The sequence below is a fragment of the Sphingobium lactosutens genome, assembly GCF_013393185.1.
Classification (GTDB): Bacteria; Pseudomonadota; Alphaproteobacteria; order Sphingomonadales; family Sphingomonadaceae; genus Sphingobium; species Sphingobium lactosutens_A.
Genome location: NZ_QJQX01000016.1, coordinates 1 through 25,410 on the forward strand (window position 1 = coordinate 1; position 25,410 = coordinate 25,410).

Consider the following 25,410-nt stretch of genomic DNA (forward strand, 5'->3'; position numbering starts at 1 on the left):
TAAACGGCGTCGAGCCCGAAGCCTGGTTCACCGACGTCATCGAACGCATCGGCAACCACCCGATCAATCGGATCGATGACTTCCTGCCGTGGAAATGGCAGACATCGAGGCTGACCAACGATCTGGAGAAGGCTGCGTGAGCAACGGCACTGTCGTGCGGATGAAGATTACGCTGGACGATGTCACACCGGCCGTCAGCCGAACGCTGGAGGTGCCGCTCAATATCCGCCTGGACCGTCTGCACACCGTCATCCAGACCGCCTTCTCATGGACGGACTCTCACCTGTGGGAAATGAGCTTCGGGCAGACCGGCTTTGGCATCCCTGATCCTGAATATGGCTTCGACGGACCGCTCGACGCCCGTAAGGCCACTCTCGCCCAGGTCCTGGCGGATACAAGGCGCAAGACCTTCCGATATCTCTACGACTTTGGCGACGCCTGGGAGCATAGCGTGAAGATCGAGTGCGTCAGCGCGGCCAGCCCGCACCTGACATATCCGCTCATCCTCGATGCAATAGGCATGCGGCCGCCAGAGGACTGTGGCGGACCATGGGGCTATGCCGAAAAGCTCGAAGCGCTCGGCGATCCTCAGCATGAATATCATGAAGAGGCGCTGGAAACCCTTGGCGACGACCATGATCCCAACGCCAAGCCTGATATCCCCCTGATCGAGGCAAGGCTGGAAGCGCTCGCGAAAAAATGGGCGCCACGGACACGCCGGAAAGCCTGATAGGCCGCGTCAATGCCGCCTTCCGTCGGCGCTTACGATCTAAGCCGGATTGGTCATCTCGCAGCGGTGGGCTGAAGGGAGACGGCGCATCCTCATCATAGCGCCGTCCAATCTGCGAAAGCAGTGGCACCAGGAACTAGGTTCAGGATCTGTAATTTGCAGAGCTGAGCGGTGTTGTCCCTTTGAGGGTTTCGCGGATCTGTCCGCACTGGCCGAGATGGAGTTCGGTCGTGCTGTATCGGGTCTCACAAGGCCGGACGTTACATTGACTCGAAGCGGGCTTGGTGGCCCATCCGTCAACCTTCGCAGATCGTCCGTCCCTGCGTTCCCTCGCGGGACACCGCCCTCAGATCAGCTTTGACGCTTCACTGCTGGCGCATTGATTCTACCTCACCTTATGCCTGGAACAAAGTGCCATCGCGCAGCATGGCATGCATGATGACCGCGAGGCGCCGCGCAAGTGCCACGCGAGCCTTTCCGAGTATAGAAGCCCTGACGCGGCGGGGTGTGCAGAGGTAGGTTTTCCTGATGCGGTTCAAAGGGTTGCGGGGCGCTCGCCTTGGAGCGAGCTGACGCGCGCAGTTTTTACCCCCTGACGCGGTTTTCGGCGCAGAGGAGAGCAGCGGCTGAGATGGTGATATGCGTGCAGCCCCCTCCATGGATCGAGGTGTGGCCCGGTGCCCCCGTTCTGGTCAACCCTCGCCGGCAGGGCTATGGATCAAGGCATGAGCGAGATTGGTGAGAGTTTGATTGCGGGGCTGAAGGAGGCACTGGCACATGCTCGTGGCGAGCATGTGCCGGGCCTGCGTGTTCACGTCATCGAGGTGCCCGTGGCCGATGATGCCGACACGGGGGCCGCAACAGATTCCGGCAATGCCTTCGCCGCGATCCATGCTTCGGCTCGCGCTTTGCACAGGGTCGGAGCGATCGACGCCAAGGCCATGGCCGAGTTCGACCAGAGTTGCGGCGTCAGGCCGCCGAACGCTGAGCCGCGTCGATCTCGCCCACGCCGGTAAGTGTGAACGGGCCGGTGCCGGGAAGCTCCACGCGCAGTTCGAGCGTCCCGCCGGCAGCTTCCACGAACCGGCGCAGGGTGGAGAGATAGAGGTCGGTCTGCCGCTCGATCTTGACCACCGAGGGCTGCTTGATCCCTAGGCTCTGCGCGATCTGTTCCTGACTGCGCTCAGCCAGCTTGCGCAGCGCCTTGAGGCCCTCGACCTCGCGATGCAACTCGGCGGCACGGGCTTTGATACGTTCCTGGCGGTCCTTGGGAAGGCGCGCCATCATCTCTTCATGGGTGACAGGCATATCGCTTATCCTTTCAACGTGTCGAGATGCTCGGCGAACCGGGCATCGGCCTTGGCGATCAGCGCCTTGTAGAACCGCTGCTGCGCCACCCCGCTCTTGTCCCCCGCAACCAGGATGATGGCGCGGCGCTTGGGATCGAACGCGAACGCCACGCGCCACACCCCATCATCTGCCGTGAACCGCAGTTCCTTCATGTTAGCGTGCTTCGACCCGGCAAGGGTATCCGCATGCGGTCGTCCCAGCGTCGGGCCACTCAGGACCAGCAACTCGGCCAACGTGAACAACCCGTCCTGTACTGCTTCCGGCAGCGACTCCAGTTCAGGGAGGAACGCATCATGATAGAGAACCATCCAGGCCATGCTGCCATATACCTTACAAGCTATATTTTGTCCATAGCCCTCAGGCTATACTCTCACTTTCCTCGGCTTCGGCATCGAGGGCGTCGAGCAGGGCCTGGGCGTCGGTGGCGGTGCTGCCGGCAGCCTGGGTCATTTCATCCTCGATCGGATCGAGGCGGGCATCACCCTCTACAAGGCATCGCGCGATGCCCCGCTCACGGACAGCGAGATCAACTGGTGGCAAGGCAGAGAGCGAGCGCAGCGCCATGCACGGCGTTGAGGCCTATCGCACCGCCTTCGACGCGCTGCCGCCGCTCACCCGGCTGATGAAGCAGTAAAGGTCCGGTACGCCGCGCACTCTTCCGGGCTCATCGACGGTGTGTTGGAGCTGCTCGCAAGCAGCGTTCGAACCGTCGCGGCGCATGTCGCTATCGGATTTACGGGGTAGCATCACAGGCATTCGTGCGTGGTCCGGCGATGCCGGCCACAGGCGAGATATCGTGCTTCCCGTTTTCCTGGTCTGTACCATTCCTCTGCCGCTCGCGCGGACCTCCTTAAGCGCTTAGGGCCGTCATCGTGACGGCGCCGGGTTGTTCTTCGTCATGACCGGGCGGCGGCAAGGCGCTGCACCTTGGCGGCGTTGCGGATGATGATGTCCTGCTCGGCGGTATCGGGATCGCCGACGTAGAATGTGCCGTCCCGCCACATGGCATGCATGGTGACGGCGAGCTTGCGGGCGACCGCGACACGCGCCTTGGCGTGGCATTTGGTCTTGGCCAGATGCAGCCCCCAGCTCTTGATCGTGTCGCGCCCCTTGAACCGGGTGAGCATCGCCGACGCTGCCTCGTAGAGCGTGCGGCGGACATCAGGATTGCCTGCCTTGCTGATCTGTCATCGGTCCTGCAATTCTCCGCAAAAGTGGGCTTTGAAAATTCCCTAGTTGGTGGCCCCTTCATCTCATTCTGCCGGGGCTATCGATCCAGAATAGCCCCTTCTGGACGATCCATCCCTATCTTTGTCGCGACGTGGTGATCCGGGACGTTCGCATTTCTGCGCATGGCCACAATAATGATGGCGTCGACCCCGAAATGAGTCAGAATATATTGATCGAAGATTGCGCATTCGATCAGGGCGACGATGCTGTTTCCGTCAAATCCGGGCGAGAGGATGATGGTTGGCGACTTGCGACCCCGTCGCGCAACATCGTCATGCGCAATTGCCTGGTGAAGAACGGCCATCAGTTGATGGCGATCGGCAGCGAGATTTCCGGCGGGATCGAGAATGTGTTCGTCGACCATTGCCGCGTCGAGCAAGGGGAAGGGGTGAAGAGCAGGCTCAACAACCTGCTGTTCGTCAAGACCAACGAACGGCGCGGCGGGTTCGTCCGGAACATTCATCTTTCCAATATCAATTCGACCGCGATCGCGGGTGGCGTGCTGAGCGTCGATACAGATGTGCTGTATCAGTGGCGGACGCTGGTACCGACCTATCAGCGCAAGCTGACGCCGATCGAGGGGCTGCACATTCGGAATGTGACCGCTGCTTCGGCCCAATATCGGGCCAGCGTTCGGGGAGAGGAGGCGCTGCCCGTCAAAGGTGTGACACTGAGCGATGTCCATGTCGGCGAGATCACAGGTAAAGCCGTCGACCTGACGAATGTGCTTGGCTTCTCAGATCGGTTGCTAGCCGCATCATGTTGTCTGCTTATGTCATGGATCGGCATAGCGGACGGTCGGCACTTGGGGATCGAAAATCGAACGCTGAACGTCTTGAATGGGTCGACATCGGTGGACTGGATGTGGGACAAAGCGGTCCCTGGCAAGCTAATCGTTGAACGTCAGCTCTCGCCGGAAGCAGCCGATTAAATGGCCGTTGACGATGCCGGCAGCCTGCATCCAGGCGTAGACGATAGTCGGGCCAACAAACTTGAAACCCCGCCGTTTTATCTCTTTGGAGATGGTTTCAGATAGCGGAGAGCTTGCGATCCGATCGCCGCCAGCATTCTTGATCTGCTTGCGGTCGGTGAATGACCAGCAGAATTCCGCGAAGCTCTCGCCGCGTTCAGCCATTTCGCAATAGATTTGGGCACCCGTGATCGTCGCACGGATCACGGTGAGGGCGACGCGCCCGGAGAGTTCGATGAGGATGCCAGTAATCCCGACATAGGTGGCGCGCAGCAACAGTCCCTGGAGCGCAGCCATGGCGAGGCCGACCGATGCGATGGCATCTTCGAAGATGACGATCACACGTGTCATGGCGACGCCTCCTTGGTTGGGGCGTCGGCGGCGGAGGAAGCGCCGACGCCCCGGGCGGACCAGCTATGCGATCATGCGGCGACGGTGGTAGGTTCGACAGGGAAATCGGTTGAGACCGAGATTTGGCGCCACCCTGTGAGGATCGCGGCATCCGAGACATGCCTCGCCTCGATCGTGGCGACCGTATCACTGCCGAGCGGCAGGCGCACCGGCGAGTTGGGCGTGTCGGCAAAGTCGATCAGCACCTGCGCAAGCCGTACGGGATCGCCGGGCTGATTGTGATTGAGCCCGGTCGCGACATTGCGCACGCGGCCGGCGGTCGCAGCATAGTCCTCGATGATCGTCGGGCTGACGCTGAGCGAGGTCGCATCGAGGAAGTCGGTCCGGAAATAGCCGGGCTCGACCACCGTTACATGGATGCCGAGCGGAGCGAGTTCGGCGTGGAGGGCTTCGGAAAGGCCCTCGACCGCGAACTTGGTCGAGGAATAGACCCCGAACCCCGCAGCGCCGCGATAGCCGCCGATCGACGAGATGTTGAGGATCCGGCCAGACCTGGCGGCGCGCATATGCGGCAGTACGGCGCGGGTGACATTGAGCAGCCCGAACACATTGGTGCGATAAACCGCCTCGACCTCTGCGGCGCTGGCTTCCTCCACAGCGCCCATCAGGCCGAAACTGGCATTGTTGAGCAAGACGTCGATCTTGCCGAATTTGGCTATGGCGGTGTCGGCGGCTGCACGAGCCTGGGCTTCGTCGGTGACGTCGAGCGCGATGGCCAGGAGATTAGGATGATCGCCGAAGCGATCGGCGATCTGCTTGGGATTGCGGGCGGTGGCGACGACGGCATCGCCCTGGGCGAGGACGCGCTCAGTGATGAGAGCACCGAAACCGCGCGAGGCGCCGGTGATGAACCAGGTGTTCATGGGGACATTCCTTTCAGCTTGGCCGGTGCCAGAGGGGCCGTTCGGCTTGAGCCCTGAAATAGCCGTCAGGCATTGCCGCGATAATCCGCCGAATATTCCAATCTGTGCTGAGTGAGGTTCATCAATAGAAAACGGCGGGTAAAAAGAAAGGCCGTGCAGTCTGACTGCACGGCCCGTCGGTGTTCGATCGAGAGGAGACAGCGATCAGCCGCGGGGGTCGATCGCGGTGGCGAAGGTCAGTTCCATTTCCTTGGCGAGAAGGTCGGGGAATCGATTCATCATCGCCTTGGTGTTACTCCGTTGCGGGTCGCCGGTCAGGCGGCCGGATAGACCGCCTCCCGGGCGGCGTTCGGATCGGTGGCGAGGGTCCAGAAGACATCGGCCGCGCCGCGGGCTTCGTCGGACTCGGGCGCGACCAGCGTCGCGACCGTGGCGATCCGAATGCGGATGCCTCGCTCGGCCATCGGCTCGGCGAGACCCTGCACCATGTTGCGCAGCGCTGCCTTGCCCGCACCGAGCACGGCCCAGTCGGCACTCGGTTGAACGCCGAGGCCACCGCCGGTGACGAGGATCGTGCCGCCACGCGTGCCGAAAAGCGCCGTCGCCGCGCGAATGGTGTTGAATCCCGCCGTAACGTCGATCGCGAGGTCGCTGGCGATCTCGGCGTCGGTCATCGAGAACAGGTCCTGGTTGCGTACGACGCCTGCGTTGAAATGGACCGCGGTCAGGCCACCGGTCAGCGCTTCGGCTTTGGCGACAGCGGCGCGGATCGCGGCCGGGTCGGTGGCGTCGGCGGGCACCGCATGCGCCGTGACGCCGTCCGCTGCGAGTTCGGCGGTGAGGCCAGCGAGGCGCTCCGCGCTGCGGCCGGTGAGGACGATCTGCCAGCCTTCGCGGCCGAATTTGCGAGCAACCGCCTGGCCGATGCCGGGGCCGGCGCCGATGATCATGATGGACTTGGACATGATGAAATTCCTTTGCGTGAGGGGGCTGGCCGCCCCTCACGCGAGGGACGGCCGGTCAGCTTGTGGGGGAAATCAGGCGATCACCTCGGCCAGCTCGATCAGGTTGCCGAAGGGGTCGCAGAAGAAGGCGAGCTTGCGGCTGATCGCTTCGAGCACGAAGGGCTCAGTGACGATGGTGACGCCGCGGGCGCGGAGCTTTTCGACAGTCGCCTCGACGCTGTCGACATTCAGGCAAAAGTGGTGATAGCCCGCCCAGCCTAGGCTGCTGCCGAGATCGGTATAGGGCCGCACATCCTGCGGCTGCGGATCGCCGCCGCCGAGGATCTCGATGTAGAAGTGATCGTCGGTCGCGGGCGCCACATAAGCGAGCTGCTCGTCGGCATAATCCCATTTGGCGACGACACGGAAGTCGAGCGTGCCGACATAGAAGTCGAGCGCGGTCTGAAGGTCCGGCGTGCGCACCGCCACATGGTGGCCGCGCATATCTGCGTGCGCAATATGTATCCGAGCGGAGTGGGCTATCCCTGGTCGTTCGGCAAAAACGGTGAGGAAATCGACGTCGAGGTAAAAGGTCCGGTAGCACTTCATGATCACGAGTTGATGATCGAGACCGCACTCGCTGGGGTAGCACTGGCCTATGTCTGGGAAGATCGGGCGCGGCCCTATGTCGAGAGCGGGCGGCTGGTGGCCTGCCTCGGTGACTGGATCGTGCCCGAGGACTGGCTATACCTCTACTATCCCACGCGGCGGTATATCTCGGCGGGACTGCGCGCTGTCATCGACTCCCTCAAGGTAACGAGCAGTTGACGCAGGAGATCGGCCGTTCGCTGCGTTGTCAGGTTTACGCGATGCTTCGGCGGAAACAGCTCTTTTCATGATCGTCGACAATAGTGACGGCCTGCATCCAAGCGTACGCGCGAACGGCGGCTTTTCCCCCGAGAGCCCACCTTTCCGAATTGGGTTGGAACGGCGGGCTTTGGTCGACAGCCGCTGGAATAGCTGACGGTCTGCACCTGGGGAGCGAAAATTGGCCGCGGGTCCGTCTGATTAGGGTCGGATGCGTTGCGCTCGACATACTGAAGCTCGGAAGCTAAGCCAGATCGGCTTGAGGTTCACGTGCATCTGAACAATCCGGATTATAGTAAATTACGGGCATTGAAGTTCATTCGTCGCGAGGGGCCGCTTTCGCGGGTGCAGCTTGCCGAACGGCTGGACTTCAACAGGGCCACGGTCACGGAACTGGCGGCCGAGCTTATGCGGCGCGGCCTGCTGGTCGAGGAAAAGAGCGCCGCCAGCGGGCGTGGTCGGCCGCGCACGCTCCTCAGCATCGATGCCGGTGCCGGCTATGCGATCGGCCTCTTTCCCCTGATGGATGGCCGCGCCACGGTCGATATCATCGACCTGAAGGGGATGAGAATCCATTCCCGGGAGGCGACGACCGGACCATTGGACGACATGGCGGCACTGCCCGATCTCATGGTCGATGCTTTCGAGGCGGCCCTTGCCGACGGGGTCGTGCCGCGCGCGCTGATCCGGCACGCCGCAATCATCCTGCCCGGTCTCGTCAATCATCGCGACGGCATAGCGCATTGGCTGCCATCCAGCAGGACGCACCATGATGTGCCTCTCGCCACTCTCGTCGCGGACCGTATCGGCATTCCTGTCAGCCTCGACAATCGGGCCGCCGCAATCGCGCGTGCGGAACATTGGTTTGGAACGGAGGCCGAGGGCCAGCTCGATGACTTCACTCTGGTCGCGCTGCTGGAGGTCGGGATGAATGCGTCGCGTTATGCCGGGGGGCGGATGCAGGTCGGCTACAATGGCATGAACAGCGAATTCTCCCATGTGAAGATCGCCTTCGAAGGCGGAAGACCTTGTTATTGCAACAGCAGTGGCTGCCTGACCGCCTATGCCAGCGTCAGCGGAATCGCATCCGAGTTCGCGCGGATGAAAGGCCTGACCCTGTCATCGCTTGCCGAGCGCCAGCAGGCTTTTGACGAAGCGGTGCGTCTGGCGGATGCAACGGACCAGCCCGCCCTGTTCGACACGGCAGGGAAAGCTCTGGGCACGGCCGTATCGAACCATGTGAACGAAAATGATCCGGGCCGAGTGGTGATTACTTGTGCGCGACCCGACCTTCTTCGCCTCATCGCCCAACCTTTTCGGCAGGCGGTGGAGAGCCGGATACTTCCTCCCATATTGGCTCGAACCCGGATCGACCTCCGCCTGCTTGATGAGGATGATTATCGCAAGGGGACGGCGGCTCTTGCCCTCGAAGGCCTGTATCGCGGCGACACGTTTGGGATAGCCGGACAAAGCTGAACTATTGTCGACACCCGTATTTTGTTGGTTGACCAAATTAATTTCTATCCAGTAGGTAGAGATCGACCGCACGACCTACATTCTGCTTGATGGCAGGCAGGTCGCGCGGACTGTCGAGGCGACCACGCCAGTCAGTAGCGATACGTCCTGAACGGACGGCGGCTATCCAGATCACATCATCATTCAGCGTCCCTGTCATTGGCGCCGTCTCCGCGCGGCCGATGGCGGCTTGCTGTATCCAGGGGGTTTCATGTTCAACATCGCACGCGTTCTGCGCAACGGCCTGCTCACCGGCACCGCGAGCCTGATCGTCTTGACGGCGGCGCATGCCCAGACCGAAGGAGGGGAGGGCGGCGACATCGTCGTCACGGCACAGAAGCGGACCGAACGCCTTCAGGACGTGCCACTCGCGGTGACGGCGCTGAATGGCGATGCGCTGGCCAATCGCCAGATATTCGACACGAGCAACCTCGTGCAGGCTGTGCCCTCGCTGAATTTTCAGCAGGGCAATAACCCTACCAACAGCAGCTTTCGCATTCGCGGCGTCGGCACATCTCTGTTCAATCAGGGCGTGGAGGCCTCCGTCTCCGTGGTCGTCGACGGGGTAGTTGCGGCGCGGCAGGTGCAGAGCTTCACCGACTTCGCCGATATCGAGCGGGTGGAGGTGCTGCGCGGACCGCAGGGCACGCTGTTCGGCAAGAATGCCAGTGCGGGCGTCATCAACGTCGTGACGGCGCGGCCTTCCAAAACCTTCGAGGGCCGGGCCAGCGCGACCATTGCGGAGGGCAACGAATATCGCGCCAGCGGCTCTGTCTCCGGCCCAATCACCGATAGCCTGCGCGCCCGTGTCACCAGCTATTACAATGATGTGGGCGGCCATATTTCCAACGCGTTCACCGGCCGCAAGGAGAATGGCTTTGACAGCTGGGGCGTGCGGGGCAAGCTGGAATGGGATGCAGCCGACCGGCTGAACCTGTTGCTCGCTGCCGATTACCGCAAGAACAACGCTGATTGCTGTCAGGGCGTGCTGGTCAGGATCGGCAATCCGCTGCGCTCTCAGCTGGTCGGCAACACGGGCGCAGCCCGCAACAACCGCCAGTCGTGGAACAATGGCGCAACCTTTGCCGATAGCAAACAGACCACCGTTTCTCTCGAAGGCAATCTCGATCTGGGCGGCGTGACGTTGACCTCGGTCACGGCATACCAGAAATACGACATCGCCAATAATTTCGAGCCGGACCGGCTGGGCAGCGCAGTGCCGATCTTCGTGACGGCGGGCGGAGCCGGGCAGTTCGATTTCAACTATGGCACGACCGGCATCGAGCAGTTCAGCCAAGAGGTTCGCGCGGCTTCCAATGGTGGGGGACGCCTGACCTATGTCGTCGGAGCCTATTATTCCGACCTGCATATCGACCGAGCCTTCTCACGCCGCCGCGCGATTTGCGCCACGGGAACTTTTGGTCAGCCCTGCACGCCGTCCGCCTATCAGTCGCTTGCCCATTTCGCGCAGTTGGATTCCTACAACATTTCCGGCTTCGGTCAGGCGGAGTGGGCTGTTGTCGGCGGCCTCAAGCTGATCGGCGGCCTGCGCGTGCAATATGAGAAGGTGACGGTCGGCGGCCAGCGCACCGGCCCGATCGTCGCGGGCGACGGCAACTTCGGCGGCGCGGCGTCTGCCTATGCCGTGCGTACGGCCAATGACACCGCCATCACCGGCAAGGCAGGCGTGCAATATGAGTTCAGCCGCAATGCACAGGCCTATGCCAGCTACACCCGCGGCTATAAGGGGCTGGGCTTCGATACGGAGAGCGGCGCGGACTTCGCTAACCAGAGACCCGTGCTGCCGGAGCATGTCGATGCCTATGAGGTGGGCTTCAAGGGACGCACCGCCGATGGCACGCTGTCCTTTGCCGTGGCGGCATTCATGGCTGACTATGCCAATCTCCAGATTCAGGCGAACCGCTCCGATCCGGTGCTGAACACTATCCAGTTCGTGCAAACCAATGCCGGCTCCTCCCGCACCAAGGGTTTCGAGGTCGAGGCGACTGTGCGGCCGTCGCCGCATTTCAGCCTGACAGGCGCGTTGAGCTACACCGACGCCAGCATCAACGCCGATGGCCTCAACTGCCCGGTACAGTTCCAGACTGCGGCACCGACGGTCGCGCTGGGCGGCGCGCGCCCGGTCAACGCTTGCTATCGCTATCAGTATCTCAACGGCGCGGGTGCGACGGTCACAAGCGGCGCGGTGCAGGACGTGCGCGGCGGACAACTCCCCGCTTCGCCCAAATGGCGCATCTCGCTCAGCCCCCGGTTTGAGCATGAAGTGAGCGGCGCCTTCGTGGGCTTCGTCCAGACCGACCTGACATTCCAGAGCGACCAGATCTTCGCAGTCGAGCAGGACCCGCTGCTGGTGCAAGACGGTTATGCCATCGTTGACCTGACGGCGGGTCTGCGCACCGCCGACGGCCGCTACAGCCTTAGCGCCTTTGTGAAGAACCTGTTTGACCAGAATTATTATACGTCGATGAGCGGTGCGAACCTCAGCCCCGCCAATCTGGCGCTGGTCGACCTTTACGCCAATGTGCCCAAGGCCGCGAGCCGCTATGTCGGGGCGACCGCCTCGATCCGCTTCTAAAGGAGATAGGATATGGCCATCACCCGTCGCACGCTCATCGGGAGCAGTGCAGCGCTCGGCCTCGCTGCAAAGGTCGCGGCGGCGGGTGGGGGGAGCGCAAAGCGCCCCAACATCCTCTGGTTGGTGAGCGAGGACAACAACCCGTTCATCGGTGCCTATGGCGACAAGCTGGCCCACACGCCGACCATCGACCGGTTGGCGAAGGGCGGCACGCTGTTTCGCAATGCCTATTCCAATGCACCCGTTTGCGCCCCGTCGCGCTTTGCGATCTTGACCGGCGTCTACCCCGAAAGCTGCGCCCCTGCGAACCACATGCGGGCGGTGGCGCATTTTCCAAAGGAGTTCAGGACATATCCCGAACTGCTCCGGTCGGCGGGCTATTTCTGCACCAACAATGCCAAGACCGACTATAATTGCGACGTCCAACCCGCCGCCATCTGGGACCGGCAGGGCAAGGACGCACACTGGCGGCATGCTCCCACCGGGCAGCCGTTCATGGCGGTCTTCAATCATGAGATGACGCACGAATCGCGCGTCTTCGGCCCTGTGGTCGGCAAGGTGACGCCTGCCGACGTGCGCGTGCCCCCCTATCTGCCCGACACACCCGGCATCCGGCAGGATTATGCGACCTATTATAATCTGATGGAGAAGATGGACGCACAGATCGCCGCGCGGCTGGCGGAACTGGAAGCCGATGGCCTCGCGGACGACACCATCATCTTCTATTATTCGGACAATGGCGGCGTGTTGCCCCGCTCGAAACGCTACTGCTATGACGAGGGACATCGGTGCGCGCTGGTGGTGCATGTCCCGCCGAAATGGCGACATCTTGCACCAACGGCGCCGGGCGACATCATCGATGCACCGGTCAGCTTCATCGATCTGGCGCCCACCGTGCTGGCGATAGCAGGCGTACGGCAACCGGCGCAGATGACCGGCCGCCCGTTGCTGGGGCAGCGGAAGTCCGTGCCTGTCCGCTACGCCTTTGGCATGCGCAACCGCATGGACGAGCGCTATGATTTCACCCGCACAGTGACCGATGGCCGCTGGCGCTACATCCGCCACTACATGCCGCACCGGCCATGGGGACAGCATCAGGCGTTCGAATGGCTGGCGAAGGGCTATCAGGAGTGGGAGGCCGCCTATCTGGCGGGCGCCCTGAACGAAACGCAGGCCCGATTTTTCCGGCCCAAGCCGTATGAGGAACTGTTCGACCTCACCGCCGATCCCGATCAGGTGACGAACCGCATCGACGAATCCGGGGCCTCTGCAAAGGCGACCGAACTGCGCCGCGCGCTCGACGATCACCTGCTGGCGATCAATGACAATGGCTTCATTCCGGAAGGCATGGCCGGGGAGGGGTATGTCGAAAGCAAATCCGCCGGAGTCTATCCGCTCCGACAGATTGTCGCTGTTGCCGGGGCGGCGGCCGGGCGTGACCCGGCCCAGGCGCCGCTATTAGTCCGCGAATTGACGAACGCCAATGCCATCATCCGCTACTGGGCGGCCACTGGTCTTTTGATCCATGGCGTGCCGCTGGCGGAAAGCAGGGCCGCGCTTGAATCCATCATGCGGTCAGATCCAGTGCCGCAGGTCCGGATCGCCGCAGCCGAAGCGGTCGCAACGCTCTGGTCCAGTGCCGATGCTGTTGGGCTGCTTGGGGCGCTGGCGGGGGACCGTCAGATTTGGCAGGTCCGGCTCCAGGCGCTCAACGCGCTCACCTATATCGGGGAGCCAGCGCGTGCGGTGCTGCCCGTGATCGAGACCGCAGCGGCGACCGATCATGAGTATCTCTCTCGCGCAGGCTTATATTTGGCCGCAAAGCTGAAAGGGACCTATACACCCGCGATGAAGATGTTCGATATCGAGCAGATGATGCGTAGCCCGCCCAAATCCGTCGTGGGCGGATAGACCGGTCGGAGGATGGCGTTATGACGCGCTCGGTTAAGCCAGGCAAGCAGAAGGGAAAGTCGCGCAGCGGTAAACTGGCCGACATGCGTCTGGTCCGTGGCGGAACCTTCCCCATGGGATCGGAGAATTTCTATCCAGAGGAGGCTCCCGTCCGCACGGTCACGGTCGGCGATTATTGGATGGACGAGACGCCTGTCACCAACGCAGCCTGCGCCCGCTTCATCGCCGTTACCGGCTATGTAACCTTTGCCGAGCGGTTCCTCTCCGCCCATGAATTCCCCGGTTATCCGCTGGACATGCTGATGCCCGGTTCCTGCGTCTTCCAGCCTCCGGAGGGCGCCGCGACGCTGGCATTCGCGGGCGAGATGGCGCCGGACTGGTGGCGCTTCGTACCTGACGCCAACTGGCGGCAGCCCATGGGGGCGGGCAGCGGTGTCGAGGGGCGGGAGGATCATCCCGTCGTGCATGTCGTGGCTGAGGACGCGGATGCCTATGCCCGATGGGCAGGCAAGGCACTGCCGACCGAAGCCGAGTGGGAATATGCGGCGCGTGGGGGACTGGATGGCGCGGCCTATGCCTGGGGCGATGAGCTGGAGCCGGGCGGACAACGCCTCGCCCAATATTGGGACGGTGATTTCCCCGCATTCAATCGCGCCACGCCGGGTCTGGAGCGGACAGCGCCCGTGCGCAACTATCCGAACAACGGGTTCGGGTTGTACGATCTGATCGGCAATGTGTGGGAATGGACGTCAGACTGGAATTCTGACGCGCCCGATCGGGGAATATCGTGTTGCGGAAGCCCGGATCGCGAAAGTCGCAAGATCGAGGAGAGCGCAGACCCCGCCACGCCCATTTCCATACCCCGGCGCGTTCTCAAAGGCGGCTCTCATCTTTGCGCGCCCAATTATTGTCAGCGTTACCGGCCTGCGGCGCGCTGGCCGCAGGCGATCGACAGTTCCACGTCCCACATCGGTTTTCGGTGCATCGTGCGGCAATAACCCGCTTCATTTGCGAGAGCGGACTGTTCACAGTTGGGAACGCAGCATTGGCAGATGAATGGTTGGTATGGGGCGTTCTCCCGATTGGTCCCTCTAAAAAGCTTCAATATGGCTCCACCCATGGGCGAAGTTCAACTTCCCAGCTCCATGCACTACGATGTTGCGCCAGCACAGACAGATAGGTTTGCGCGATGGCCTCTGGATCGAGCGTGCTGTCTGGCGCTTCCAGCGGGTCGAGGCGCTCCTGACTGCGCACTGCCCCGTCGATCACGAAATGGGCGACATGGATGCCCTTGGGCGCCAGTTCACGTGCTGCGCTTTGAGCCAGGCCGCGCAAGCCGAACTTGCCGATGGCGAAGCTGGCGGAATTGGCGAAGCCCTTGACGCTGGCGGTCGCGCCGGTGAGCAAGATGGCACCGCGACTGAGAGGAACGAGCCTTTTCGCCGCTTGTTGCAGGACCAGAAAAGCGCCAAACGCAGACACTTCAATTGAGCGTCTAACCAATTCTGGGTCCAGGTCCGTTATCGCACCGCGCACCCGTCCGCTCGCATTATAAAGTACAACCTCCGGCACGCCGATGACCCGTTCGGTCTGCTCGAACAGATGCGCCACCGATGTCGGACTGGTAGCATCTACCTCCAGAGCGATGGCGTCGCTCGTGCTGGCGACGCCGCGTAGTCGATCCGGATTGCGGGCGGCCACGACGACCTTGAGGCCGGCGCTTGTCAAGGCGCGTGCCACCGAAGCGCCGATGCCAGGGCCGGCGCCGACAATGAGTGCGCTCTTATAGGGAAGATTAGCCATAACCGATCTCCGGTCAGTAGTGGATCGCGCGAGGACTTCCGCCGCCCGCCGCGATGGCGTCTCCATTGATGGCGACGCTGCGCGGGGATGCGAGGAACGTGACGACGGCCGCGACCTCTTCGGCCTCGACGATGCGACCGATCAGCGATTGGCCGAACAGCGCCTTTTCCGCGTCCTCCAGGCTAATCGCCTCGGCCGCCGCCTTCCGCGCGATGGCATCGGCCGTCTTCTCGGTCCGGGTCGCGCCGGGATGCAGCACCGTGACGTTGACGCCCCGTGGCCCCAGTTCATCGGCCAAGTTCTTGGTGAGCGCTGCAATCGCCACATTGCGGGTCGATCCGGGGATCGTGCCTGACTGGCGGGCCGCCAAGCCGCTGATGTTGATGATCCGGCCCCAGCCATTGGCGACCAGATGCGGCGCGGCGGCGCGGGCTATGCGTAAATAACCGACAAGCTTGGTATTGAGTTCGTCCAGCAGATAGTCGGATGCGACGCCTGCGACGCCGGGGACAGCAGGCTGCGCGCCGGGGCGGGCGGCATTGTTGACGACGATATCAAGGCCGCCCAGCAGATTGACCGCGTGCTCGACTAACGCATTGACCTGTCCGTCATCGCGTGTGTCGGCCACGAAGGCATGGACCTCGCCGCCTGTTTCCTTCGATAGTTGTTCGGCGGCCGCTGTTCCGGTTGCAGCGTCCCGCGAGGACAGGAGGACATGGACGCCCTCCTGAGCAAGGGCGCGGGCAATCGCCTTGCCGATACCCCGGCTGCCGCCGGTCACAAGGGCGCGCTTGCCCGTCAGTTGCAGGTCCATATCCTGTCCTTTCGCTTATTTGGGGAGCCAGATGTTATCCGCCTGTGGCCGTAATTGCGCGGCGAGCAGGCAGTGATGGAGAATCTGGTAATAGCGGCCCACTGTGCCCGCGTCCTGAAGGAAGGGATTGGGAGAACCCTGTCCCGCGGCCATCGTATTGATCCGTTCGCGGGTGCCATCGGCGAAGATATGGGTGTTGATGATGCCCTGCGCTGACGCAGCCTTGCTGATGCGGGCGAAACGCAGGACGGACGCGTCATAGGCTTTCAGCCCGCCCACTTTCTCGGTCGGTTCGATCGAAGCGGGGAAGGCTGTGCTGCCGAGCAGGGAGAGATTATGCGTCTTTCCATCCAGCCGCACCGGCACGATCGCCGACACCGCGCCGGGCGTATGGCCGGGCGTCACGTACAGCGTGACCTTGGTGTCGCCCAGCGTGATCGTCTGGCCATCGGCGACGACCAGGTCGCGTTGGGGCAATATGATTCCGCTGCGTTCGATCGCATCGGCCGGGGTGTTTTCGATAAGGGTCCAGTCCGCCGCGCTCAGCGCCACCCGCGCGCCATAGGTCTTCTGCAACCAGGCGGCACCGCCGAAATGGTCATAATGGCCGTGAGTGACGACGACATAACGGATCGTCGCGGGATCGAGGCCCAGCTTCTGGAGGCCGGGCACCAGATGATTGCGCGCCTCCGCCTCGCTCTGCGACGCGTCGAACAGGATCAGGCCGTCGCTCGTCTTGAGGACGAAGACGCCGACGAACCCGTTGCCGACATAGAAGAGATTGTCGAACAGTTTTGCAGGCTCCAGCCATTGCTTGCTGCCCGTTTCCAGCGCCTGCCGTACGACGCCGCCGCCATGGGGCTCGCAAAGGAACAGCGGCGCCTTCAGGTCGTCGCTGGCAATCGCCCGCGCCCTGGCTGCTTCGGCCAAGGCCGCGGGAGTGTCTGAGACGGTCTGCGCGCTTGCGGCGGCGGCGAGCAACGAGAGGCCGATCGGGATGAAGGAACGATGCATGGCTCTGTCCAATCCGTCAGAAGGTCTTGTTGATGAAGATATTGACCGTGCGTGGTTCGTTATAGGCGCGGTAATAATTGACCTGTGACCCTGAGTTGACGGGTGAATAGCCGCCGGCCTGGCCACGGCGTAGGTCGAAGACATTTTTGACGTTAACGCCCGCGTTCCAGCTGCCGTCCTCGCTCGCATAATTGATCGTGCCGTTCACGAAGGTCTGGGCACGAACCTTGGTCTGTTCGGTGTTATAAATGTCGATGAAGCGGCGCGATTCATATTGCGCGTCCGCGCCGATACGCCATTTACCCGGCGTGTCGATCGGCAGCGTATAGTTAACCGCGACCGACGACTGCCATTTGGGCGCGAGTGGAAATTCCAGGCCGAGCAGGGTCGTGCGCCCGGCGACATTGAAGGGCAGGGCGGCGGTAAAGGTCTTGTATCGCGTCTTTGTGTAGGAACCGCTGGTGTCGATCCGCAGCCCGTCGATCGGCGCGATCGACAGTTCCAGTTCCACGCCCTTCGACACGCCGTCACCAGCGTTCAGCACACCGTTGAAGGCGGGCTGCGTCGGGGTGGCGGGTGAGGTGGAACGGACCTGGAAATCGCTGATGTCGTTATAATAGACGGCGATATTGGCGACCAGCCGATCGTTCAGAAACCGGGTCTTGAGGCCCGTTTCGTAGGTGGTGATGACCTGGGGTTCGAAAGGAATGGTCGAACCCAGCACGCTGGCGCTGCGTAGGTCGAAACTGCCGCTTTTGAAGCCCTTGGAGTAAGAGGCATATTGGAAGATATCAGGCGCCCATTGATATTGCAGCCCCAGCTTGGGCGTGAAGTTTGAGAAATTCTTGGGGGCCGGGCGCGCTGTGAAGCTGGTCTGGTAGGGACCATATTGCGCTTCATAGACGTCGGGATCGAAATTCCACTGCGTCGGATTGTGCAACTGCACGCCCACGCTGTTGCCGACGAAGGAGATATATTTGCGCCGGTCGACTGTATAGCGGGCGCCCACCGTCGCGGTCAGTGCATCCGTCACCTTGTAATTGAGCTGACCAAAAGCGGCATAGCTCCAGGTGCGCAGCGTATTACGGATGCGCGAAACCGACCCGATGTCGTCGGTCCTCGACGCAGTCGCCTGGTTGAGGCGGTTGTTGAAGAATTTTTCGTAGAAGAAATAAAGGCCTGCAACGAAGTTCAGCCGGTTGAACTCGCCGTTCAGGTTAAACTCCTGCGTCAGTTGTCGCTGGCTGAAGCCCGCATAGCTGTCGCCCTTGATCGCGACGACGCCGTCATTGTCATAATAGATCGGTCCTTCCAGCCCGCGCCAAGCGGTGACGGACTTGAGCGTCAGATGATTGTCCAGTTCATAGGCCGCCGTCAGCGACGCGCCGAAGGATTCGGTCGAATTATAAGGTGGCGTATCGGCCCAGGTCAGGTCGGGGTCGGTCTTATTGCCTGACGGCACGCCATTGGGCTGGTTGACCGGGGTGTAATAGCTCTGGGTCGAGCGATCGAACATGCCGTCGGCCGATAAAGTCACGGTCAGCCGGTCTGACAGTTGCGACTTCAGCTTGCCGCGCAGGACCAGCAGGTCGATATCGTTCACATGCTTGTTGAGCGGCACGCTATATTGCCAGCCGTCGCGCTTGCGCCGGATGATCGAGAAAGCGCCGTTCAGCTTGTCGTCGGGCAGGATCGCGCCGTTGACGCGCAGGCGCAGGTCCAGATTGTCGAAGCTGCCATAGGTGGCGCCGACGAAGATTTCCCGGTCGGCCGTCGGGTCCTTGGTGATGAAGCGTATGGCCCCGGCGCTGCTGTTGCGGCCATAGAGCGTGCCCTGCGGTCCGCGCAGCACCTCGACCCGTTCCAGGTCCGGCGTGTCGTACAGCGACCCCACAGTGCGGGCGAGATAGACGTCGTCGACATAGACGGCGACGGTCGGTTCGGGATAGGTGTCAATCTCGCCGATGCCGCGGATCGAATAGGTCTGGGTCGTATAGGCGGTGGAGCGGCGCGGCGCGAGCAGGCTGGGTACGCGGCCCGCCAGATCGCGGAAGTCCGAGATTTTTAACTGGTTGATCCCATCGGCGCCTACGGCGGTGACGGCGATCGGCGTCTTCTGGATATTTTCCGACCGCTTGGATGCGGTGACGGTGATTTCGCCCAATCCCTGTTCAGGCGCATTTTCCTCCGCTGCGGCTGGAGCGGCGGTCGGCGCGCTGGCCACCGGCTGCGCCTGCGCCTGCGCCATGCCGGCGAACAGGCAGGCTAGGGCCAAGGCGGTGGTCGAAGTCGTCATCAATCCTAAATGGCGCGCAATGCGACGTCCGGTGTCATTATCCGGTATCATCGTCAGTCCCCCGATATAGTGTGAGGACGACGGGCTAGGGTTCGATCCTGTCGATCGACAACAAAGTTTAACTGGCCATCGAAGAACTTATTATACTTATAAATACTTCAAATATAACGAAAATTTCATTAATATATTGCGGATACTTTAAGAAAACTATTGATTTTATTATAGGTTGAGTTTTTGTCGAAATCTATAAGAAGAACAAATGACTGTGTGGTTGGATTGACGGTTAGGTCGATGTTCCTCTTCATCAAATCTGGCGCGCAGAAATGACCGACAAGCCCGAACTGGACGATATAGCAGAACCGGAACCTACGCAGCGGTCCTCGCCGATCAGCCGCCGTAACCTGTTGATCGGGGGTGTGGCGGTGGCAGGGCTTGCCGGGGCCGGGGGATATGCGGCGCTGCGACCGAGAGAACTGCCGCGCAATGCAAAGGGCCAGCGCAAGCTGACGCTGGCCTGGAACGCCAACGCCATTTGCCTGGCGCCAGCCTTGCTGGCCAAGGAATATGGCATTTACGACCGGTTCGGCCTGGACGTCGAACTGCTCAATTTCTCCGGTTCGACCGACCAGTTGCTGGAAGCGATTTCCACAGGCAAGGCCGATGCGGGCGTGGGTATGATCCTGCGCTGGATCAAGCCGCTGGAACAGGGCTTCGACGTTAAGCTGATCGCCGGCACCCATGGCGGGTGCATTCGCGTGCTGGGATCGCGGCAGCAGGGGATTACCGACGACATCGCCAGTCTCAAGGGCAAGGCGATCGGCCTGTCTGACATTTCGGGCGCGGGCCGCAATGCGCTGGCCGTGCTGCTGAAGCATAACGGCCTGGATCCCAATCGCGACGTGGAGTGGAAGGCCTTCCCCGCGCCCCTATTGGCGCAGGCTGTTAGGAAGGGTGAAATCCACGCCTTCGTCGATTCCGATCCCATCGCCTATGTCCTTCAGAAGGAATCAGGCGGCGATCTGGTGGAAGTGCTGTCCAACCTGTCCAAACCCTGGGACGATCGCGTCTGCTGCGTGCTGGGGGCCAGTGGTTCGCTGATCCGGGACGACCGGGAGTCGGCGGTCGCCCTGTCCAAATCGCTGGTGGCGGCGGCATCGCTATGTTCGGTCCAGCCCGAGTCGGTGGCGAAGGTTTTTGCGCCCTATGCCAAGGCCAGCGTCGAGGATCTGGTCGCGGTGCTGCACACGCAAACGCATAATCATCACCCGGTAGGCCGCGACCTGCACCGCGAAGTCGCGCTCTATGCGGGCGAACTGCGCGATGTCGGCGTGATGAAACCCAATATTGTGCCCGATGTCTTCGCGTCGCAGGTCGTCGACACGCTGGATGCCTGAGGAGGCGATATGAACAGCTTAGCCGAAACAAATCGCTTCGCGTCACTGGCGGCGATAACTGGAGACAGGCCGGGGGTGGCCTTGCCGACCCCATGGCGGGGCGGGCTGGCCGCCGCCGCGGCATGGGCGCTGACCGCGGCGCTGACATGGGCATGGCCAGACTTGACGCCATGGGTGCGCACAGGATTGCTGGCTTTGCTGGAAACCGGCGTAGCCCTGTTTCTGGCGGGCGCGGCGCTGCTGGGCGGAGTGCGCCTCGCGGCAATCCATCCCTATGATCGCTGGTTCGGCGCGCTCGCCGCGATCCTGTCGCTATGGCAGGTATTGACGGCCAAGACGGGCCTGCTCCCGCTCCCCTTCTTCCCGCCGCCGCAGTCGATACTGGAAGTCTATACCGACGACGCGGCCCGGCTGTTCGAGAGTGTCTGGCGATCGCTCGTCTTGCTGATCCCCGGCTATGTGATCGGCGGCGCGCTGGGCTTTCTGGCGGGGGTGTCGATCGGCTGGTCGAAGGCGGCCAATTACTGGGGCCATCCGGTGCTGCGCTTCGTCGGACCGCTTCCCGCCACGGCATGGCTGCCCATCGCCTTTTTCTTCTTTCCCGGCTCACACAGTGCCAGCACTTTCCTGGTCGGGTTAGCGACCTTCTTTCCCGTGGCCGTGCTGACGGCGTCGGGTGTGAAGGGCGTCAATTCGGCCTATTATGATATCGCCCGAACATTGGGCGGGTCGGAGCGGTTCCTGATCCTGAAGGTCGCTGTGCCTGCGGCCCTGCCCAATGTCTTCGTCGGCCTGTTCATGGGACTTGGCTCTTCCTTCGCCGTCCTGATCATCGCCGAGATGATGGGGGTGAAGGCAGGGCTGGGCTGGTATCTGCAATGGGCGCAGGGATGGGCGGCCTACGCCAATCTCTACGGCGCGCTGATCGTCATGGCGCTGCTTTTTTCGGGGCTCATCAGCCTGCTCTTCCATGTGCGTGACCAGGTGCTGGCCTGGCAGAAAGGCATCGTGCGATGGTAACGACATTGGACGCCCCCGTTGATCAGGGCCTGTCGATCCAGACCCGCGGCGTTGGCCACTGGTTCGACACCAAGGACGGTCGGCTGGACGTGCTGGACGATGTGACGATCGACGTCGCGCCCGGCGAGTTCGTCGCATTGCTTGGCCCCAGCGGCTGCGGCAAATCCACCCTGCTGCGACTGATTGCCGGTCTGGATGCGCCTCGCACGGGAAAGGTCGGCGCGGATAAGGTGCGGATCGTCGGTCCCGACCCGTCGCGCCTGCTCGTCTTTCAGGATCCGACTCTCTATCCTTGGCGCACCGTGAGGCAGAACGTCGCCTTGGGTCTGGAAGCGACCGGGCAGGCCAAGGGGGCGCAGGACCGGATTGATCGAGCGCTTGATCTGGTCGGCCTGCGCGATTTCGCGGGTTCCCTGCCGAACGAACTGTCAGGCGGCATGGCCCAGCGCGCGGCGCTGGCGCGGGTGCTGGTCAACAATCCGCGCCTGCTGCTGCTCGATGAACCTTTGGGCAAGCTCGACTCGCTAACCCGTATGACGTTGCAGGCCGAATTGGTGAGGCTGTGGCAGGATGCCCGTTTCACGGCTCTACTCGTGACCCATGACGTCGAAGAGGCGCTTCTGCTTGCGGAGCGCATAATCATCTTCAGCCCGCGCCCGGCGCGCATCGTGCGTGAAATCCGGGTCGATGCCGCCTATCCTCGACATCGGGATGCACCAGAATTGCAGGTGCTACGTCGGGAAATTCTGGTGTCTCTCGGTCATGACCATGAGCTGTGAATGAAAATAAGTACCATCGGAGCGATCTTTGCCGCGAAAACGACATGTCGATTCCGATAGGCAGTTTGGTGAATGACGTACTTTAATGGCAAATTGTAACGACAGATAACCAGAAGCTGCCCGTCCGCACTTGGGGGCGAAAAATTTGCCGCTGAGCGACCGATGGGTCGACCTCCCTTAGCGTTCTTCGGTCGGGCCATCGTGGACCGAGGAAAGTGTCATGGGATTATCAGAATTTGATCCCGCCGCACGCGAACGGGTGTCGTGGAACACCAAGCGCAAAGTGGGTGCAAAGCGTGCACTCAAACCCCGTCAAATTTGGGCAATATGCTCCTTTATAGAGGCCTCGCCTTGCGCCTGCAGCGGGCAATCGCCGGGCCGCGCAAAGATGTGGACACCGCCGTTTCCTGCGCCATAAGCATAACGACTTTGTTGGGGGGGGGGAATATGCGGCATCTTCTTACAGCGATTGCGATCTTGTTGCTGGCGTTGGCGACGCCCAGCCAATCGCAATTAAGCGCCAACGGATATCCCGATTTCGATGCGCCCGAGACGGAAGGTCTGATGATTGTGAAGGTCATCCTCAAGGGAGGATGTTTTCTCTACGATCAGGCGGGTAACGGGGCGTATCTCGATGGAGAGGATGACGAGTTTCTCTGGAGCGGCTTTTGTACGGCCGGGCAACCGATCAACGGCCCCGGTGTTTCAAGGCCATGACAGTCCGAGGTCAGTTGCGGGGAAACTGGACCGAGGTATCGAGCAGCTTCCATAATGGCATCATGGAGGGAAGCACGACATGGCGAAGCTACGTCGCTTTCAATCCGCCAGACAGCCGGTATTTCAATGGCACCGGAACTTTCGTCAATGGATGCAGTCGGGCTGCTGACGAACATTCCGATTGTGAAAAGGACTTTGCACTGCTCGCGACGAGGGTGAAGGGAAAATTTGGCGCATTGCCGGGCGTTTCCGCCGGAGGAGGGAACAGCGCCGCCGACAGGCAAACGCCGCAACAAGAGACGCCTTTGGCTGCGCCGTCTTCAGGTGGACGGGATGCGGAGCGGGACGCTGATTTAGCCGCTTTGGGAGACTGGGCACCGGCCGCAAAGACACCAACAGCGGCGGACCCCTATCTTTATGACGATATGAATCATGGCAATTGTCCTTTCATCAAACCGATCGCAGAAGAGATGGGCTCTCAAATGGCCTATGGGCATTATCAGCTCATCAACACCTGTAGCTATCCGATCATATTGATGACGTGCATCAATCCCGACAGGGCGGACGGCACACCTGCTCCAAATTATGACAAGCACCTGGCTGGTGCGGAATGTCCCGGCATCGGTTGGGGCGGCACTGCACTTGATGCAAATGAAGTGAAAGACGAGCGCAGCTGGTATCAATATCGGAACATACGCTGGGCCGTCATGGTGTGCCGAGAGGGCTGGGATTTCGTTGGCCGGGACGGGAGCAGTTTTCCATCGAAAATGATCGATGCAGAATACCGCTGTCGTAAGATGCGACCGAGATAAACGTTAGCGATCAGTCCGAGCATCTCAGTGCGCCGCGACATTTGCGATGGCCGGTTGAGCGGCGACTTGACGGGCGGTGGTTTGTGCGCAGATCTCGCGGGTGTTTGGTCGCCTCGAGCCGAAACTTTACCGCCGGAGGACAGCCGCTCTCAGTATCCTTTGATCGAAAGCGTGCAACGGCCAGTTTTGAAGGGCGAAATTCGAATAGCTGCCTTTCCGGACCTGGCGAGGTCGTGTCCCGCGGGGTGGTGTAGGAAGGTTTCCCTGAGAGGGTGGCCACCGTCGATCTTCTGGTAGGGTTCGGATGCGAACTCGAACCTGGAGAAGAAGACGATGACCGAGGACAGAATGGCCCTTGTCGAGCTGATTGAGCAAGGGGCTGATAGCGATTTGGTGCGTGAGATGCTGGCTTTCGCCGCAGAGCGTATGATGGATCTCGAGATCGAGGCGAAGACGGGCGTGCCTTGCGGATCACGCAGCCCGGAGCGGCTGAACCACCGCAACGGCTACCGCGAGCGGGGTTGGGATACGCGAGCTGGCCGGATGATCTGGCGATCCCGAAGCTGCGCAAAGGCAGTTACTTCCCGAGCTTCCTGGAGCCACGCCGCACCGCCGAGAAGGCCTTGGCGGCAGTGATCCAGGAAGCCTACGTCCACGGCGTTTCGACCCGTTCGGTCGACGATCTGGTCAAGGCGATGGGCGCCAGCGGTGTTTCAAAGAGCCAGGTCAGCCGTTTGGTTGCCGAGATCGACGAGCGGGTGAACGCTTTCCTCACGCGACCGATTGAAGGCGAGTGGCCCTATCTATGGATCGACGCCACCTACCTCAAAGTGCGCGAGGGCGGACGGATTGTCTCGACGGCGGCGATAATCGCGGTGGGCGTCAACACCGATGGCCGACGCGAGGTTCTGGGCGTGGCCACCGGCCCGTCGGAAGCCGAACCTTTCTGGAAAGCCTTCCTGCGCTCTCTGGCTGACCGAGGCTTGCGCGGTGTGAAGTTGGTCATCGCCGACGATCACAAAGGGCTGCGCGCTGCCGCCAGCAAGGTATTTTCCGCGACCCAGCAGCGCTGCCGGGTGCACTGGATGCGCAATGCGTTCGCCCATGCGGCGCCGAAACAACGACCCGCTGTCATTGCCATGATCAAGACCATCTTCGCGCAGGAGACGGCCGAGGCGGCGCAACAGCAGTGGGACCAGGTTACCGATGCCCTGCGCGAGAAGTTTCCAAAGCTGGCCGACATGATGGACGCATCACGCGAGGACGTGCTCGCCTACATGGCCTTCCCCAAGGATCATTGGGCGCAGATCGCCTCCACAAATCCACTGGAAAGGGTCAACAAGGAGATCAAGCGAAGGGCAGACGTGATCGGCA

26 protein-coding genes and 2 pseudogenes are annotated in these 25,410 nt (G+C 61.7%); 16 read left to right on the forward strand and 12 right to left on the reverse strand.

All coding sequences use genetic code 11. From position 1 onward, the window contains the following. The 3 genes from DM806_RS00945 to DM806_RS00955 form a co-directional block, all read left to right on the forward strand. The coding region (locus DM806_RS00945; protein ID WP_179041412.1) for a transposase domain-containing protein at positions 1-140 on the forward strand (140 nt) is incomplete at its 5' end. After that, a complete protein-coding gene (locus DM806_RS00950; protein WP_372859145.1) occupies positions 137-730 on the forward strand; it encodes a plasmid pRiA4b ORF-3 family protein in 594 nt (197 codons plus the stop codon). The genes DM806_RS00945 and DM806_RS00950, both read left to right, overlap by 4 nt. 725 nt (positions 731-1,455) lie before the next feature. Then, on the forward strand, positions 1,456-1,746 hold the full coding sequence (locus DM806_RS00955; RefSeq protein WP_179041413.1) for a hypothetical protein: 291 nt from the start codon (positions 1,456-1,458) through the stop codon (positions 1,744-1,746). Here DM806_RS00955 and DM806_RS00960 read toward each other — a convergent pair. Both DM806_RS00960 and DM806_RS00965 read right to left on the reverse strand, forming a co-directional pair. Further along, complete coding sequence (locus tag DM806_RS00960; RefSeq protein ID WP_179041414.1) at positions 1,700-2,038, reverse strand: XRE family transcriptional regulator; 339 nt, start codon at positions 2,036-2,038, stop codon at positions 1,700-1,702. The two genes, DM806_RS00955 and DM806_RS00960, sit on opposite strands and share 47 nt — an antisense overlap. Before the next feature lie 5 nt (positions 2,039-2,043). Then, positions 2,044-2,397 (reverse strand): type II toxin-antitoxin system RelE/ParE family toxin, encoded by a 354-nt coding sequence (locus tag DM806_RS00965; RefSeq protein ID WP_179041415.1) that lies wholly within the window; start codon positions 2,395-2,397, stop codon positions 2,044-2,046. A gap of 185 nt (positions 2,398-2,582) precedes the next feature. Here DM806_RS00965 and DM806_RS27055 point away from each other — a divergent pair, with 185 nt between their 5' ends. Next, on the forward strand, positions 2,583-2,714 hold the full coding sequence (locus DM806_RS27055; RefSeq protein ID WP_256869024.1) for a hypothetical protein: 132 nt from the start codon (positions 2,583-2,585) through the stop codon (positions 2,712-2,714). A 333-nt stretch (positions 2,715-3,047) separates the two neighbouring features. Here the strand turns inward: DM806_RS27055 and DM806_RS00975 are convergent. Further along, positions 3,048-3,267, reverse strand: a pseudogene (locus DM806_RS00975) (IS110 family transposase); the annotation flags it as partial. Positions 3,268-3,353: 86 nt separating this feature from the next. On the opposite strand from DM806_RS00975, the gene DM806_RS00980 reads away from it, so the two are divergent. Beyond that, the gene (locus DM806_RS00980; protein ID WP_372859148.1) at positions 3,354-4,241 is read left to right on the forward strand and encodes a glycoside hydrolase family 28 protein; all 888 of its coding nucleotides are present in this window, start codon (positions 3,354-3,356) and stop codon (positions 4,239-4,241) included. On the opposite strand, the gene DM806_RS00985 is transcribed toward DM806_RS00980, so the two are convergent. The 4 genes from DM806_RS00985 to DM806_RS01000 form a co-directional block, all read right to left on the reverse strand. Beyond that, the gene (locus DM806_RS00985; RefSeq protein ID WP_179041417.1) at positions 4,200-4,631 is read right to left on the reverse strand and encodes a DNA-3-methyladenine glycosylase I; all 432 of its coding nucleotides are present in this window, start codon (positions 4,629-4,631) and stop codon (positions 4,200-4,202) included. The genes DM806_RS00980 and DM806_RS00985 overlap by 42 nt on opposite strands. A 71-nt stretch (positions 4,632-4,702) precedes the next feature. Next, positions 4,703-5,554 (reverse strand): SDR family NAD(P)-dependent oxidoreductase, encoded by an 852-nt coding sequence (locus tag DM806_RS00990; RefSeq protein ID WP_179041418.1) that lies wholly within the window; start codon positions 5,552-5,554, stop codon positions 4,703-4,705. Between the two features lie 314 nt (positions 5,555-5,868). After that, the gene (locus DM806_RS00995; protein WP_179041419.1) at positions 5,869-6,519 is read right to left on the reverse strand and encodes an SDR family oxidoreductase; all 651 of its coding nucleotides are present in this window, start codon (positions 6,517-6,519) and stop codon (positions 5,869-5,871) included. A gap of 72 nt (positions 6,520-6,591) precedes the next feature. Beyond that, positions 6,592-7,002 (reverse strand): VOC family protein, encoded by a 411-nt coding sequence (locus tag DM806_RS01000; RefSeq protein WP_218647273.1) that lies wholly within the window; start codon positions 7,000-7,002, stop codon positions 6,592-6,594. On the opposite strand from DM806_RS01000, the gene DM806_RS01005 reads away from it, so the two are divergent. After that, positions 6,988-7,326 carry a LysR substrate-binding domain-containing protein gene (locus DM806_RS01005; protein WP_179041420.1) on the forward strand — a complete coding sequence of 113 codons (339 nt, stop codon included), beginning with the start codon at positions 6,988-6,990 and terminating at the stop codon, positions 7,324-7,326. The genes DM806_RS01000 and DM806_RS01005 overlap by 15 nt on opposite strands. Positions 7,327-7,635: 309 nt before the next feature. Continuing rightward, entirely contained in the window at positions 7,636-8,841 is a 1,206-nt protein-coding gene (locus DM806_RS01010; protein ID WP_179041421.1) for an ROK family transcriptional regulator, read from the forward strand. 37 nt (positions 8,842-8,878) lie between these two features. Here DM806_RS01010 and DM806_RS01015 read toward each other — a convergent pair whose 3' ends face one another. Continuing rightward, positions 8,879-9,040: a hypothetical protein gene (locus tag DM806_RS01015; RefSeq protein ID WP_179041422.1), complete on the reverse strand. Its 162-nt coding sequence runs from the start codon at positions 9,038-9,040 to the stop codon at positions 8,879-8,881. Positions 9,041-9,091: 51 nt separating this feature from the next. Here DM806_RS01015 and DM806_RS01020 point away from each other — a divergent pair, with 51 nt between their 5' ends. The 3 genes from DM806_RS01020 (at position 9,092) to DM806_RS01030 (ending at position 14,385) form a co-directional block, all read left to right on the forward strand. Further along, positions 9,092-11,476: a TonB-dependent receptor gene (locus tag DM806_RS01020; RefSeq protein WP_179041423.1), complete on the forward strand. Its 2,385-nt coding sequence runs from the start codon at positions 9,092-9,094 to the stop codon at positions 11,474-11,476. Positions 11,477-11,488: 12 nt separating this feature from the next. Continuing rightward, positions 11,489-13,387 (forward strand): sulfatase-like hydrolase/transferase, encoded by a 1,899-nt coding sequence (locus DM806_RS01025; protein WP_179041424.1) that lies wholly within the window; start codon positions 11,489-11,491, stop codon positions 13,385-13,387. An 83-nt stretch (positions 13,388-13,470) separates the two neighbouring features. After that, positions 13,471-14,385, forward strand: coding sequence for a formylglycine-generating enzyme family protein (locus tag DM806_RS01030; protein ID WP_179041437.1), 915 nt, complete (start codon positions 13,471-13,473; stop codon positions 14,383-14,385). Between the two features lie 103 nt (positions 14,386-14,488). On the opposite strand, the gene DM806_RS01035 is transcribed toward DM806_RS01030, so the two are convergent. The 4 genes from DM806_RS01035 to DM806_RS01050 are packed head-to-tail and all read right to left on the reverse strand — an operon-like array spanning position 14,489 to position 19,314. Next, the gene (locus DM806_RS01035; RefSeq protein WP_179041425.1) at positions 14,489-15,190 is read right to left on the reverse strand and encodes an SDR family NAD(P)-dependent oxidoreductase; all 702 of its coding nucleotides are present in this window, start codon (positions 15,188-15,190) and stop codon (positions 14,489-14,491) included. A gap of 13 nt (positions 15,191-15,203) precedes the next feature. After that, the gene (locus DM806_RS01040; RefSeq protein ID WP_179041426.1) at positions 15,204-16,004 is read right to left on the reverse strand and encodes an SDR family NAD(P)-dependent oxidoreductase; all 801 of its coding nucleotides are present in this window, start codon (positions 16,002-16,004) and stop codon (positions 15,204-15,206) included. Between the two features lie 15 nt (positions 16,005-16,019). Further along, a complete protein-coding gene (locus DM806_RS01045) occupies positions 16,020-17,018 on the reverse strand; it encodes an MBL fold metallo-hydrolase (RefSeq protein WP_179041427.1) in 999 nt (332 codons plus the stop codon). Positions 17,019-17,034: 16 nt separating this feature from the next. Next, the gene (locus tag DM806_RS01050; protein WP_179041428.1) at positions 17,035-19,314 is read right to left on the reverse strand and encodes a TonB-dependent receptor; all 2,280 of its coding nucleotides are present in this window, start codon (positions 19,312-19,314) and stop codon (positions 17,035-17,037) included. A gap of 323 nt (positions 19,315-19,637) precedes the next feature. On the opposite strand from DM806_RS01050, the gene DM806_RS01055 reads away from it, so the two are divergent. The 6 genes and pseudogenes from DM806_RS01055 to DM806_RS01080 all read left to right on the forward strand — a co-directional run. After that, positions 19,638-20,708, forward strand: a complete 1,071-nt coding sequence (locus DM806_RS01055; RefSeq protein WP_179041429.1) for an ABC transporter substrate-binding protein — start codon at positions 19,638-19,640, stop codon at positions 20,706-20,708. A gap of 9 nt (positions 20,709-20,717) precedes the next feature. Beyond that, on the forward strand, positions 20,718-21,728 hold the full coding sequence (locus DM806_RS01060) for an ABC transporter permease (RefSeq protein WP_179041430.1): 1,011 nt from the start codon (positions 20,718-20,720) through the stop codon (positions 21,726-21,728). Next, complete coding sequence (locus tag DM806_RS01065; protein WP_179041431.1) at positions 21,722-22,507, forward strand: ABC transporter ATP-binding protein; 786 nt, start codon at positions 21,722-21,724, stop codon at positions 22,505-22,507. The genes DM806_RS01060 and DM806_RS01065 overlap by 7 nt, the downstream gene beginning before the upstream one ends. A 447-nt stretch (positions 22,508-22,954) precedes the next feature. Then, positions 22,955-23,224: a hypothetical protein gene (locus tag DM806_RS01070; protein ID WP_179041432.1), complete on the forward strand. Its 270-nt coding sequence runs from the start codon at positions 22,955-22,957 to the stop codon at positions 23,222-23,224. Next, complete coding sequence (locus DM806_RS01075) at positions 23,221-24,036, forward strand: hypothetical protein (protein WP_218647274.1); 816 nt, start codon at positions 23,221-23,223, stop codon at positions 24,034-24,036. Before DM806_RS01070 ends, DM806_RS01075 begins: the two co-directional genes overlap by 4 nt. Before the next feature lie 333 nt (positions 24,037-24,369). After that, positions 24,370-25,410: pseudogene (locus DM806_RS01080) on the forward strand (IS256 family transposase); the annotation flags it as partial.